The sequence below is a fragment of the Echinicola shivajiensis genome (assembly GCF_018642165.1).
Classification (GTDB): domain Bacteria; phylum Bacteroidota; class Bacteroidia; order Cytophagales; family Cyclobacteriaceae; genus Echinicola; species Echinicola shivajiensis.
In genome coordinates, this window is sequence record NZ_JAHHZM010000004.1 from 230,853 (window position 1) to 245,514 (window position 14,662).

A 14,662-nucleotide genomic window follows, 5' to 3' on the forward strand; every position below is an offset into this window, starting at 1 on the left:
GGAAGTGTATAATCTATCTCAATTGTATACATATTCTTATGACCAAAGCTATGGTCTTCAGTTTCTATGTTATGGATGGATAGGCAAACTAAGGGGGAGTGCCGGTAATGGAAGAGGCCCGAAGAGGGCTTAAAAGCTAATTAATATTAGGTAAAAGAAAATTGGGAATTGCAAGACGTCTTTTATCAATATAAAATGAAAATTGAGGAACTGGTCGGATAGAAAAAAATCGGTACCAAGTCCAATTATAACTGCAGCTTAAAATCTATAAAGCAATTTTTATCCGATACCAAGTCACGTGTGCCAAAGCGATTGTACTTTTCTGAAGTTACACCAAGGTTTCTAAAACGCTATGAACAATGGATGATCGATAAAGGAAATTCAAGATCAACCGTCGGCATTTATCTTAGACCATTAAGGCATCTTTTCAATATAGCAAAACCATCTAATTATCCATTCGGCAAAGATGGGTATAGTATCCCAAAAGGTAGAAACAAGAAAAAGGCTATCAATAAGGAAGGGCTAAAGATCCTATTTGAGACACCGCCTGAGAACGAGTTCCAAGAAAAAGCCAAAGACTTTTGGTTCTTCTCCTATCTCTGTAAAGGGATGAATATGAAGGATATTCTGTATTTAAAATGGAGCCAAGTCAAACCCAAATACCTGGAATTTATCCGGGAAAAAACGAAAGATACTAATGATGATCAAATTGTTATCCGTGTTTCATTATCTACATTCTCTAAGCATGTGATCAATAAATATGGAAGTGAGCAAAAAGGCAAAGACGATTTTGTGTTCCCTGTTCTCAATCATACCATGAACGAGGAAGAAAAATTCAAAACCAAGCAAAATTTCACGAGATTGATCAACCAGCATATGAGGCGGTTTGCCAATCATGTGGGTTTCGAAGAGGAAATAAGTACCTATTGGGCCAGACACAGTTTTGCAACCATGGCTATTAGGAAAAATGCCTCTATTGAGTATGTTGGTGAATCATTAGGGCATTCCGATATCCGCACAACTAAATCATATATTGATAGTATTATGGATGAGGAAAGTGACCAGAAATTAATTGATGGGATGATGGATTTTGATTGAACATTATTCCATTATTTTGTGAGGTAATGGATAGAAAATTTCTTGTTCGAATGGTGGGTTGGGGCAAGAAATGTAAGGCAAAAAGAGTTAAACTGGTCGCTCAAAAGTTTGAACAACCAGTTTTAATTTAAAGTTATTTCTTTCGATTGGCAAGCATATATACGCAAGGAATTACAATCAGATTGAGTAAGGTAGCCGAAAGCAATCCCCCTAAGATCACTACTGCCATTGGGCTTTGTATTTCATTGCCCGGTTCGCCAGCTTTCAGTGCCAAGGGTATCAAGGCAAGTCCAGTAGTAAATGCGGTCATGAGGATTGGGTTTAACCTGTCCAATGCCCCAGTTTTCAGCAGCTCCACTCCTTTCAGACCTTCTTTTTTCAGGTCTTCATATCGGGAAACCAACAGGATACCATTTCTTGTTGCGATGCCGAATAGACTGATAAAGCCGATGGTTGCGGCAATGCTGATAATCCCCGAAGTGAAGAGCACTATTAAAATCCCTCCAATTAAAGCCAAGGGTAAATTGATCAGCACGATGAAAGAAAGTTTCACATCCTGAAACTCAAAGTAGAGCAATAGGAAAATGATCAGAATGGCAATCACCGCCGTAATAAGCAATAATTGGGATGCCTTCGCCTCACTTTCAAACTGTCCACCGTATTCCACCCGATACCCTTCTGGTATCGCAATGTTTTCATCGACAATCTGCTGAATCTCACTCACCACACCTCGCAGGTCACGGCCTTGGACATTTGCTGCGACTACAATCTTTCGTTTAACATTTTCCCTGGAAATCGTATTAGGACTGCTTACCGAAATGACTTCTGCCAATTGGTCCAAAGTTGTCTCTCCACCATTGGGCAAAGTAACCAGTGCATTTTGGATCATTTCCATGCTGTTTCTGGATGTCTTTTGGAAGCGGACAATGAGGTCAAAGTATTGCTGGCCTTCATAAATCTCTCCTGCCTTTTCACCTGCAAATGCAATATCCACCTGTTCCATCAAGTCTCCCACGGTCATCCCATAAGCAGCCAACATCTGTCTTTTAGGAGTGATTCGGATTTGGGGGACTTCAATCTGTTGGTCCACAGCTACGTCGGCAATCCCTTTAATGGATTTGATATTGGTCTCTACGTTTTTGCCCAGCTCGAAAAGGCGTTGCAGATCATCACCGAAAATCTTGATGGCAATATTGGCCCTTGTGCCCGATAGCATATGGTCTATACGGTGAGCGATAGGCTGTCCCAAAGTGATGTTCACCCCGGGGACTACACTCAACTTTGTCCGGACTTCTTCAAAGAACTTTTCTTTTGATTTGTCCTCAAGCGTGAAGGGAACGTCAATTTCAGCAGCATTTACACCTTGTGCATGCTCATCCAATTCTGCACGTCCAGTCCTTCGGGTCACCACTTCCACTTCAGGCATTTCCAAAAGCAGTTTTTCAATCAATTGCCCGTTCTTATTGCTTTCTTCCAATGACATTCCAGGAACTCCAACCGCACTGATGACAAGTGAGCCCTCGTTGAATTCAGGAAGAAAGCTCCTCCCAAGTTGGGTAAACAATATCAAGCTAAAGATAAAGGCTCCAAGGGTCAGTCCTATAACTACCTTGGGGAACCTCATCGCTCTCACCAATGCCCCGGAATAACGAGCTTGAAGCCATCGCTCCACTTTAGTACCTTCAGCTTGTTGGGAGAGTATTTTTTCGCTTTTCAGTAAATAGGAACAAAGCACAGGCGTCACCGTAACAGCGACAATAAGGGAAGTCAGTACCGAAGTAATAAATGCTATTCCAAGTGGTTGTAACAATCTTCCCTCCATACCACTTAAGAAGAACAAAGGTACAAAGGATACAATGATAATAAGGGTGGCAATTATTATTGAACTCCTTATCTCTACGGAAGCATTTTTAACCACTGTCAAAACAGGTAACCGCTCTTCAATTGGCTTTTTAATGTTTTCCCGCAAGCGCTTGAACACATTTTCCACATCAATGATCGCATCATCCACTAAAGCTCCAATGGCAATGGCCATCCCCCCAAGGCTCATGGTGTTAATGGTGTATCCCAATATTTTCAACACAATGATGGAAACTAATAAGGAAATTGGTATGGCAATCAATGAAATAACCGTAGTTCGCCAATTCATCAGGAATATGAACAGTACGATCACCACGAAGAATGCCCCTTCCAAAAGCGTTTGGTTCAGATTATCAATGGAAGCCTCAATAAAGTTCGATTGTCGGAAAATTTGACTTTTTATTTCCACTCCCTTTGGTAAGGTGTTTTCAAGATCAACAATGGCCTCGTCCAGCCTTCCTGTCAGTTCAAGGGTGTTTACATCCGGCTGCTTGGAAATGGTAAGGATGACAGCAGGTGAAGCATTCAATGAACCATCACCAATTTTGTCTGCCGCTCCAATTTTTACCGTTGCCACATCCTTGATTTTTAAGGTTTGGCCATTGACATTCTTTAAAACAGCTTCTTCCAACTGCTCCACTGAATAGGCCCTTCCACTACCTTTTATAATATATTGATTGCCATATTCATTGAGAAATCCACCTGGAGCATTGACATTGCTTTCCTTGACTTTTTCCAAAAGCTCCCCAAGGCTTATGTCATAGTATTTGAGCTTTTCGGGATTGGGCAGTACTTGGTACTGCTTGTAATCTCCTCCGATCACTATTACATTGGCTATTCCTCCTATGGATTTTATTCTAGGCCTTATTGTCCAATCAGAAAGTGTCCTTAACTCCATTGGGGACAGGCTATCAGAGCTTACACCCAACAGCATCACTTCACCCATAATAGATGAAATGGGAGCCATAGTAGGTGTCCCTACGCCCGATGGTAGGTTTTCCCTGACCATTGGAATCCGTTCGCTGACGATCTGCCTTGCACGGTAAATGTCCGTTCCCCACTCAAACTCTACCCAAACTATGGAAATTCCGGCAGCTGAGGAAGAACGGATTCTCCGCACATTTGGAGAGCCGTTCATGGCAGTCTCCAACTGGTAGGTTACTAGTTTTTCAACCTCTTCGGATTCCATACCATGGGCTTCCGTTAGAATAGTTACTGTTGGGGCCGTCAAGTCCGGAAATACGTCCACGTTCATATTACGGGCGATGTATAATCCTGCAATGCTTAATACTACAGCAGCCAAAAGCACCATTAACCGGTTTTGTAGTGAAATCGATAATATCTTGTTCAGCATACCTTCAACCTTTTAATGTGCATGACCATGTGCGGGTGCCTGTCCAGACATAGAAGCCATTTTAACCTGATAAGCCCCTTTTGTCACTACTACTTCCCCTTTTGAAAGGCCGCTGATGATCTCCACCTCGCTGCCATTGCGTTTGCCGATGGTCACATTCCTTCTTTCAAAGCTTTCCCCTGACAATTGTACAATTACAGAGTAATTTCCATAGTCTTCCATAAGACATGAAACAGGAACAGCAAGCCCCTGAGAAGCTTTTCCAACTGCCAATTGGGCTTCTGTGAAACTTCCTTCCGGCATTTCTATTCCTTCATTTACTTCAGCGAACACAGATAATAAGGGTTGGTTGGGATCAACTTCTTTTCCTACAGATAGTATCCTACCGCCTTTTTCTTTTAAGGCAGACCAAGTTCCGGCCTTTGGTTGATACCAAAGGTTTTGGATGTTTTGAAGTTCTGCACTGTATTTTGGACTGACCTGTACCTGAAGGAGACTACTGTTGTGACTGGTTACGGTTATCAGGGCTTTCCCTTGCTCTGCAAAACCACCGTTTTCAGTTTGAATCGACTTTATATATCCGTCCATTGGGGAAATGATCTGTTTGCCCCCAGAAGTATAGCCACTGCTAAGTGTTTCATAGTTGGTCTTGGCTACCTGGTATTTTTGTTCCACCTGCTCAAAAGCTGCCTTGGGTACAATTTTGGATTCGTAGAGCTCCTTTTTTCTCTCATATTCAGACTTTGCCTGTTCTAAATCCGCCTTGGCTTTTTGAATCTCTGCCTCCAAGTTGTTTGAAGTAAGTCCGTTACTGCTGACAGTCATCAAAACCTGCCCATTTTTAACTGCACTTCCCTCGGTAAGCACCCCTTGACTAAATTTCACCCGTCCTGTTGCAGGTGCTACGAGTGTTTGAAAATCAGTAGGAGCTACCTTCCATATTCCTGATGTGGGAATGGTCTGGTACACTTCTTTTTCGACCACTGGATCTGTTTGGAACTCAACTTTCCAGGCTTGTTCTTTCAAAAAGCTGATTTCAGTTCCGTTTTCTTCTTCGCTTCCCAAAGTTTCCTGGGCTTCTTCATTGGTTTCAAACACCTGGATATTATCCAGTGTTATCCGGTCCGAATAGGTTGGGGTTTTAAGGTCAAAAACCAATTGATAAACACCTGCCTCTTTGGGTTGGAGGGATGGTCCAAAAATCCCCGGAGAGGAGGGAGCGTCCACTGTATGCCTGATTCCCTTCTTATTTTTGATCAGGCTCACCGTAACATTCCCGTCTCGTACCGGTTGGTGTCCATTTAATATGGTGAAATGAGCTGCAAACCGACTTGTCTGTCCAACCACCAAGGCAGGAAATTCAACAAACAATTCAGTTTGTTCTGTCCAAACGGTATGGTCCACTGATGGCCTTCCATCTCCATCATGGGAGTGTGCCCCTTCTTCTTCATGGCTATGTCCATGATCTTCTACTTTTGGGGATTGGCATGCAAATACCAACGCCCAAAATAATACCAATATATATCGCATTTTGATTGATTTTTTATAGTTTAATGATCGTGATGGGTACTTCCATCATCATGAGTATGTGTAGAACCAGTTTCTTCAGCTGAATCTTCCTTGATGGTAAACTCTTCCTGCTCATGGTGGTTATCATGGTCATGATCACCGTCAGCATGACTGTGTCCATGCTCATCCGCAGATTCTTCATGGGAATGTGCTCCTGTCTCAGTGCCGTGGGAATGCCCGTGATTGTCTTCGTTCTTCTTGCCTCCGCAGGCTATTACAGCAATGAAGCTTATCGCTAGTAGGATATTTGAAATTTTCATAATTCTAAGTCTTTAATAGTTACAATTGATGTTTTAATAATTGGGTATGCGATATATATAATTGGTATTCTATTTCCAGCATGGCATCATAGGCCTCTCTGTAAAACTGTAGTTCCATGTAATATTCCAGGAATGAGAGCTCTCCGAGTTCATAAGCCTGGAACAGCAATTCTTCCGTATCCAAATCCGAAAGCGTATTTTGGTACTCTCTGAACTTGGAAAGCATGATTTGGTAATCATTGAATTGCTTCTCATAGGCAGCATATGCATTGGAAAGCCTGGAAGAGGAAAAAGCCTTTTTGAAGTTAACTGTAGATTTTGCGGCCTTTACCTTATTATGGTTGTTCCATAAAGGAATGGATACCCCTATAAAGCCCCCTGAATAATGGGAGTTGGAAACACCCTGACGGTTATATCCCGCTGTCAAATTTGGTAAGGCTTTGTTCTTCGCCAATCTCAGGTTCTGTTCGGCTATAGTTTCCTGTTGCTTCAAATCAAGGATTATGGGATCTAGCAACTGCTTTTCCTGCCAAATACTTTCCCTGTCCTGTAGGTCTAGGGACAACTCATATTCATTGGATAAAAAGCTTACCTCTTTGCCTCCATTTAAATTGGAGAGAAGAAGTTTGATGTTTTTATTTTCGCTTTCAATCTGTTGTATTTTGAACTGTTCCTTCATCCAAGCGACCTTGGCTTTGTTCATTTCCAGAACCCCTACCTGCTCTTTTTCAAAGAGGGCCTGAACTTGATTGAACACTTTTTGCGCTTGTTCTACCCTGACCGTTTCGGTATTCAACCGCTTATTGAGGTAGATGAGTTTTAAGCAATAGTTCTTGGCCAAAGCCAAAACATCCTGCTTTTTGATTTGATACTCCAGTTCAAGTTTTCTGGACTCTTGATCGATCAGGTTGCTCCTTGAACCATATACCGTAGGAAACTCAAAAGATTGGGTAATTTGAAATTCTGTATAGTCACCCGAGTTATGTTCCCCAAAGGGAAGGTAATAAGCCCCAAATTGAGGGTCAGGTAAGTTGTTTCCAGATTTCAGGTCCAGCCGTTTGCTTTCCACGTATTGCCCAAGAGCAATTAATTCTTGGTTGTTTTGTTCTATCTGATTTAGGATGCTTTCTATTGAAGTCGATTGTGCATATACGCCCAATGACAACAAGCATCCGAACAAGACGAACACTATTGTTTTTAGCATGTGAAATGTTATTGTTGGATAATTCAATAAAGAATGAGCATATAAATATGCTATGGCAAAGTGTTTATTGCCGATTTAATTATCCAAGGGAAGGAGGTCCTCTAAGTGGATGTGACTGTATGTAAGGGTTTTCTGATGACCGATTGTCCAAAAGGACATGCCTATGCAGGCCATTTTCATAAACTATCAGTTCTGGTACCCACTGAAAAAAGTCAGCATAATACTGATAATCCAGTTGCTTTTTAAGTTTTTGATACTCAACGGTTACTTGTGGGTGCTGATGGGCATGTTGAGAATGGGAATGGTTCTTGAAAAGAAAATCCAAAAGACTGGATGGTGAATCTTTTTTTTCCTGGTCATCCTTTTGTGGAGTATGGTGATGGTGCCCATGGTGATGATGCTCAGAAACGGCTACTTTACTTTCCTGATGTTCATGTTGGTGGTGAACGTGGGGTAAGGCATTGTGCCCCATCACAAAAACTATGATAAGGAGCATGAAGCAGGCCTTTATTTGATTCAAAAGATTCACTTGAAACAAAAATAGGAAATTATTTTTACTTGTGATTTCTTAATTGCCAAGAGTATTCATAGTTTAAAAATTTAGAGCAGGAAAATTTTTCTTAATGCTATGAATATCCATTATAATGACTGTTTGGTGTAAAGGTATTTATGTAATGCTAGTCTAAGAAATGATGATAAATTGATTACCCAAGTGGTAATAGCAAGATGTAGTTTTGTATACAAAACCATCTTTTCAGCCTCTAAAGCCGAGGGAAAGGTGCTCGGGACTCGCAGCCTTTTGATGGAGGTAAATTCTGATCATAATGGTTGAAAGGTGTTGTTGTTGATCTTAGCAAGAAGTCAAGTATACCTGTTAAAGCAGGGTAGGTGGAACAGAGATTATCTGTTGTTCTTAATGACGGATTCATCGGTATCCACTCCTCCTAGATGCAAAGGTATTCCGGTCAGGAATACGGTCAAGGGCAAGTGAATGCTTCCTGCCGTCAGCCCCCTTGCCCTTTATTCCTCCCCGTTATAAGGTGGCATCCAAGAGGAGTGAATGGATTAGTGCAGTCACAATACTTAAATATTCTATAGAACAACAATGGAGAGAAAGTGGATGATAGTAAATATTGTTTTAGGATATAGTTTCTTGTAAAATTGTACTTTTCTTATAGGGCATTTGCCGAAGGGGCAGAGTATCCCCAGCTTTACCCCAGCTTTGATGTAGCTTTGCCCTAGCTTTGGTACTACTTTGATGTAGAAGATGTGTAATTGTTTTATAGGTTAAATGGTTAATTCTTTAGGTTGGTGCTCTGATCGAGATATTTATAATGGGGGTGATTTTGAAAACTTGAAATGGTATGAGAAATCCAAGTTTGAAAAATTGAATTAGTTTGATGGCTCCATATCGAAATATGATGTGGGCATTGCAAATGCCAGAAATTTGTGGATCCAGATTACAAATCTGGATCAGCGTTGGCCCCCTCATTTTACATTGAATAGTAGAAATTTATGCAAGTGGTGCATCGCGTTCTGGCGATGAGCAAGATGTAGGAATGTCTGACATCATTCCCATCTTGCAGTTCCTAGTGAACTTGGGGAGCAAAATCCTTCGAGGTCGGATTATTGTTTTGATATAGGATTGTATTGGTCAATATTTTAAGCCTTGATAAATTCCCCGGAACCATTTTGAATAAAGTATACCTTTTCTTTACTAAGCTATTCCCTTCCTGAATAGGATAGAAATTGCTGGATTTCTTCCTTGCTGATAAAGCAATGGAATTATGGCAGCAAGAAAATCCCTTATACAGTCAAAAGAGTTTTCCCAGAAAGATCTTATAAGCATTCAAGAAAGTGCCAAAGCCAGGGCCTTGCTTTGGATTGAGCGTATTCCTTTTGAGGAGGAAAATTGGCCACCTTGTTTGTTGGTGGCACTTTCCAATGGGAGCACATTGCCACGTAAACGGGCAAGGCAAAACATACTATCCACAGGCTTGTATCCAATAGATAAAGCTGACCTTGCCTTTTGCCATATCGATGAACTTAAAGCAGGTCTGCGAAGGGGAGGGCTTTTTCATCTATTATATCTTTCCCATCAGGGGATAGCCATCCCCAATATTTCCCTTCCCTTCCAACCTGTTTCAAAATCACTTTTAGAAAGAAGATATGAGGAATCTTATCAGCAGTTTAAGGTGTCCTCCCAAAAGGCGCTGGCCTTTAGAAATGGAGCACTTCATTTTTGGAACAAAAAAGATTTTACTACTGCGGCCTTTATGTTCCATCAGGCCATTGAACTGGGCTTTCATGCATCTGAACAGTTTGCACTGGGGAAAGCCAAACAGAGCCATAAGCTGTTGGCCCATATCCTTTCAGCTGAATTTTATGCTCCTAGTCTTGCCAGTATCTTTTTGGATAATCAGCATGAATTGATTTCAGCATTGCAAATCCTTGAAAAGTCTTATCTCGGGGCCAGGTATAGGAGCAATTTTTTGGTTACAGAAGAGGAACTTAATGGCTTGTCTGAGCTTGTGGGTGATTTTTATAGAAAGCTGTTTAAACTACCTGATTACTATAAGACAGCTATGATCCATTCTATCCAAAAATCGGAAATATCCACAAACCTAAAAGTAAAGTCCATGAAACCTAGACTTGAAGATAGAATAGCCCTGATAAGAGATGGACTGAATGATCACGTGAGAACATTTCTGGAAGAACTGGTAGTGAAATTTGATATCTCCCATGTCCTTTGCTTTGGCATACAGACCCGTGAGGGGCAAGGCTTCAGTCCTTTTATGTTTTCAAGTTCTTCGGCAGAATCAAGGTATGACCTGCTTATTATATCCAAGACTAAAGATGTTTCCGCAATACAGGAGTTTTGTTTTCAGGAAGAAATAAAGGGAATAGGAATTTTTGCTATTGCCTATCATAAAAAAGAGGTAGGTGACTTGCTGAATAAACAGTCCCGCTTTTTTTACACCATTCTTCAAAGTGGGCATTTGTTTTATGGTTGTCCAAAAGACTTGGGGTTTAAAATGGCCCCACCGAATTATCAGGATATACGAAGAGGAATAACAAACCACTGGAGAACCCGATGCAGGAGGGCTTCCCATTATCTTGAAACTGCAGGCCGTTCAAAAAATGAGAGTCCTGAAGTTGCCCTGTTTCTTATTCATTTAGGCCTGGAACAGTTGGCTCTTGGGATTGTCTATTGCTATATGGGCTACACTCCAAAATTTAGATCCTTATCCTTTCTGTTTGCCCTTTGCGGCAATTTTACTTCCGTCTTCGCTGAGCTATTTCAAAATGAAGAATTGCAGGGGAGAGAGCTTTTAAAGTCTCTTTGTGCAAGCTTCTCTGGTGCACGTTTTAAATCATCTTTTAAGGTCGATAAAGGGCAGGTCACCACACTACTTTCCCATATTCCCAAACTGACAGAAGAACTCAATCTCCTCCAAAAGGAAAAAATACAAGAGCTCCATTCAAAGATCGGAGAGCTATAAGAAATAATTCCCAAGCGACTCACTCTACCTAAACCAGACTCAATCTTTTTTTACAACAATTTCAAATGCCATGTACACCGAATTACTTGAAACCAATATCCATTTTGTTATCCCCTTTAAGAAACAAAAGCTGGAAAGCGACCTTGGGGACTTATTTAAAAAAGTAGCTACCAAGGTTAAGATCCACAAACGGGACCTTTGGATTAAATTGGAAACCTCCTTGGAAAAAGAAGGACTGGTCATCACTGCGGAAGCGCACCTTAACCATCAGGTCACGCTCGTGAGATTTGCTGTCTTTCCTGACCGCTTAATTATCATTAGGGATGACCAATCCGAAATAAAGGGAACAGATCAGCTGTCTCTTATGGAATTTTATTCTATCGAGAGAATGGAAAGAATCAACTATTTAGATGAATTTTTTCAGTATTTCAAGAGCGACTATTATTCCTTTATGGCGGATTTTCCCAGTGATTTTAGGATTTCTTATGGATCCATTAACCCTTCAAGTGATCTTGGCCATATATATCTTCCCCAAACAGGAAAACAGCTTGGAGAGGTGATAAGGGGGATGCGCACCTTCGCACAACGTGAAAAAGGCCTGGTGATCGGTTTTAGTATTCCTACATTTTACTGGCGTGAGGGTATACCTTTGTTAATACCTTTCATGGGTAGGCCTACCAAGGATAAGAGTGATATCAAATCATTTATTTCAATCGATCCTGATACATTGGTGCTATATACCCATTTGCTTTCCGAGAGACAACTGGCACTTTTTGAAATTGCCAACCAATTGAGAAAGTTGGGTGAAGAGAGTCGAAGTAGCGTAAAGGGAGAGTTTAAGCTTCCAAGTTGTGATGATGAGCCCATGATGTTGAAACTTTGGAAAAGGGCTTTCCCTCTTTTAAAGGAAGAGCCCTATTTGTACCTCTTCAGTATAACCAAACTTCCTAAGTCGAACGTAAAGCCCATTAGAAATTCCATGCACAAAGTCCGTTTTGATGACAGTCCGGCCCGGGTAGCCTTCCTTTTGGAGGAAAAGGAGGACCGTTGGGAATTGAGCCCAAAGGGTTTTGAAAACAGAAAGATTGTAGATGGTAAGTTGTCATTCCCCCGTTTTTGTCCGCTTTTTAATATGGACTGTTCCGATTCACCCAAAGTAATTCAGGCAATGGGTTCATTGAGGGACATAAAGGTGCTATCACTGTTTTACCGAGAACGTAAAATGACGGTTTATAAACATCCCAAGTCCCAAGACTCCTTCCTGAACCAATTTCTTCCAATCCTGTGTACTTATTTCCCTTTAAAAGTAAAATTCCCAATACAGTTGGACTTGGAAGTCCGCAAAGAGCCTTTGACAGTAGAAAATAAATGGATAAGGGTATCGAAGTACTTCAGCAAAATCATGTTTATACCCTACCTGAAATATGCGGAAATAGAAGAGCCGGTGAATGTACTATTTGAGGGGACATTATGGGCAGAATTTGAAGGTGGGAATAGGCTACTAAAGATAAGGGATCTTAGAGCAGAAAGTGATCTTAGGGAATTGCTGTTTGGTCTGCATCGATCCTTAAGGGGGCATTTTCAAAATGAGGGTCCCGAGCTTGATCTGTCGGAGTTTATGGGTGACTATTGGTTTTTGGAAGCATTTTCCAAATTGAGGGAAGCCGGGGTAGAGATAAAAGGGCTAGAAAAAATGGAAGGGTTTGATTATCATCCTTATAATCCAGATATACAGATGGACATTCAGGCAGAAAAAGGCTGGTTTGACATTGGGCTGCAGGTCCGGTTTGGTGATAAGTTCTTGGATATGGAACAACTTAGAAAGGCGGTGATTAAACAGGAAGGGGAGATAAAATTAAAGGACGGAAAGAAAGGAGTAATACCATCCGCTTGGAGGGACAAATTGAACGGGCTGCTATCGATGGGGCAGGAAAAAGACGGGAAACTTAGCCTTTCGAAAGTTCATTTCCCCATGGTGGAAAGGCTTTATGGAAAGAAAGCTCCCAGGGATATTACCGAATGGATCAAGACGAAAAGGAAGCGATTGGAAAAGCCAGCTACGAAGGGCAGCGTAAAACTGCCCAAGGTTCAAGCAAGCTTAAGGCCTTACCAAAAATCAGGTTTTTACTGGATGAAAGCCTTACAGGAGGAAGAGTGGGGAGGTGTTTTGGCCGATGATATGGGCTTAGGCAAGACTTTGCAGGTTTTGACATTGCTGCTTCATACCAAAGAAATAGGTGGAAAAATGCCCAACCTAATAGTAGCTACAAAAACCTTACTCTATAATTGGGAGGAGCAGGCTGGTAAATTCACCCCTGGTCTGAGCATTTGCAAGTACTATGGGGCATCTAGGCAAAAGTTGCAGAAAGGGCTAAGAGAGTATGATCTGGTGATCACCACCTATGATACGGTAAAGTCCGATATCCGCTTTTTTGGCAATATGGAATTTCAGTATCTGATCACCGATGAAGCCCAGGCCATCAAGAATACAGGCACTGATAGGTATAAAGCCATGAGTCTGCTTAATGCCCAATACCGCTTGGCACTTTCGGGTACTCCTATTGAAAACAGTGTAATGGATTTATATGCCTTGATGAATTTTGTCAATCCCGGTTTTTTTGGGACCGAAGCTAATTTCAAAAAGATATTTTTGGAGCGGGGAAGTGGTGATAAATCGCCAAGAATGGAAGCCCTTCAAACAGCCATTAAGCCCTTTATCCTAAGAAGGACAAAAGAAAAAGTGGCCAAGGACCTTCCGGAAAAAACAGAAATGGTGCTGTACTGTGAAATGGAGCGAGAGCAGCGTAAGGCCTATGAAAAATTGCGGGATTATTATAAGGTTGAACTGGAAAATAAAATCTCTAAAGATGGGGTGAATAATTCCAAGTTGAAGGTGTTGGAAGGTTTGATGCGATTGAGACAGGTTTGTGACCATCCAGTTTTGGTTCCTGATCATTACGATTATGAGGGCAATTCGGCAAAGATGGAGGCTTTGATGGAGCAAGTAATCGAAAAGACTGAAAGCCATAAATTGTTAGTGTTTTCCCAATTTACAAGTATGCTTAAGCTTATCAGAAAATCATTGGAAAAAGAAGGTGTCCAATATTCATATTTAGATGGACAAACCTCCGAAGCTTCCAGAAAGAATGCTGTTCAACAGTTTCAAGAAAATGAGTCGGTTCGCGTGTTTTTGTTGAGTTTAAAAGCGGGAGGTTCCGGGCTGAACCTTACCGCTGGGGATTATGTGTTTTTGGTCGATCCTTGGTGGAACCCTGCTGTGGAATCGCAGGCCATAGACCGCTGTTATCGGATTGGCCAGAACAAAAAGGTGATGGCTTACCGTATGATCTGCAAGGATACTGTTGAGGAGAAGATCCTGCAGATGCAGCATGAGAAGAAAGCACTGGCTTCTGGATTGATTAAAACTGAGGAAGTCTTGTTTAAGTCTCTGGATACTAAGGGACTGCTGGAATTGTTTGGTTAGAAAATTATCATTCTTATAATTTAAGGCTGGGCAAGTGATTTTACTTGTCCAGCTTAAAGTTTCCTCCGAACTCATTTTTCTTTATCTCCGAACCGGAATAATTCAGAGAACTGGCAAAAAACATCTATAAAGCATAATAAAGCCGCTTTTCTCCAAACATCAATCCAATTTCTTCCGAACTAGAAATGGTTTCTTCCGAACTTCTGCTGTAGGTAAAAATTCCGGATGAATAGGTATGGTGTTATAAAGGAAACTACGGCCTTCATCAGTATAGTATTGAGCTGAAGGGGGGACCGTTGGGATGGGAAAGGTGCAGGATTATTAAAATTT

8 protein-coding genes are annotated in these 14,662 nt (G+C 41.3%); 3 read left to right on the top strand and 5 right to left on the bottom strand.

Features of this window, described 5'->3' with window-relative positions; genetic code table 11:
* The first annotated feature begins 228 nt into the window (after positions 1-228).
* The gene (locus tag KMW37_RS22595) at positions 229-1,098 is read left to right on the top strand and encodes a tyrosine-type recombinase/integrase (RefSeq protein WP_317195562.1); all 870 of its coding nucleotides are present in this window, start codon (positions 229-231) and stop codon (positions 1,096-1,098) included.
* Positions 1,099-1,231: 133 nt separating this feature from the next.
* On the opposite strand, the gene KMW37_RS09465 is transcribed toward KMW37_RS22595, so the two are convergent.
* The 5 genes from KMW37_RS09465 to KMW37_RS09485 form a co-directional block, all read right to left on the bottom strand.
* Positions 1,232-4,312: an efflux RND transporter permease subunit gene (locus tag KMW37_RS09465; RefSeq protein WP_215224379.1), complete on the bottom strand. Its 3,081-nt coding sequence runs from the start codon at positions 4,310-4,312 to the stop codon at positions 1,232-1,234.
* Positions 4,313-4,324: 12 nt separating this feature from the next.
* Complete coding sequence (locus KMW37_RS09470) at positions 4,325-5,842, bottom strand: efflux RND transporter periplasmic adaptor subunit (protein WP_215224380.1); 1,518 nt, start codon at positions 5,840-5,842, stop codon at positions 4,325-4,327.
* A gap of 20 nt (positions 5,843-5,862) precedes the next feature.
* Positions 5,863-6,141, bottom strand: coding sequence for a hypothetical protein (locus KMW37_RS09475; protein ID WP_215224381.1), 279 nt, complete (start codon positions 6,139-6,141; stop codon positions 5,863-5,865).
* A gap of 19 nt (positions 6,142-6,160) precedes the next feature.
* Positions 6,161-7,345 carry a TolC family protein gene (locus KMW37_RS09480; RefSeq protein WP_215224382.1) on the bottom strand — a complete coding sequence of 395 codons (1,185 nt, stop codon included), beginning with the start codon at positions 7,343-7,345 and terminating at the stop codon, positions 6,161-6,163.
* Positions 7,346-7,424: 79 nt separating this feature from the next.
* Positions 7,425-7,841: a hypothetical protein gene (locus KMW37_RS09485; RefSeq protein WP_215224383.1), complete on the bottom strand. Its 417-nt coding sequence runs from the start codon at positions 7,839-7,841 to the stop codon at positions 7,425-7,427.
* 1,291 nt (positions 7,842-9,132) lie between these two features.
* On the opposite strand from KMW37_RS09485, the gene KMW37_RS09490 reads away from it, so the two are divergent.
* The gene (locus KMW37_RS09490; RefSeq protein ID WP_215224384.1) at positions 9,133-10,848 is read left to right on the top strand and encodes a HEPN domain-containing protein; all 1,716 of its coding nucleotides are present in this window, start codon (positions 9,133-9,135) and stop codon (positions 10,846-10,848) included.
* 70 nt (positions 10,849-10,918) lie between these two features.
* Positions 10,919-14,332 (top strand): DEAD/DEAH box helicase, encoded by a 3,414-nt coding sequence (locus KMW37_RS09495; RefSeq protein ID WP_215224385.1) that lies wholly within the window; start codon positions 10,919-10,921, stop codon positions 14,330-14,332.
* Positions 14,333-14,662 lie beyond the last annotated feature (330 nt).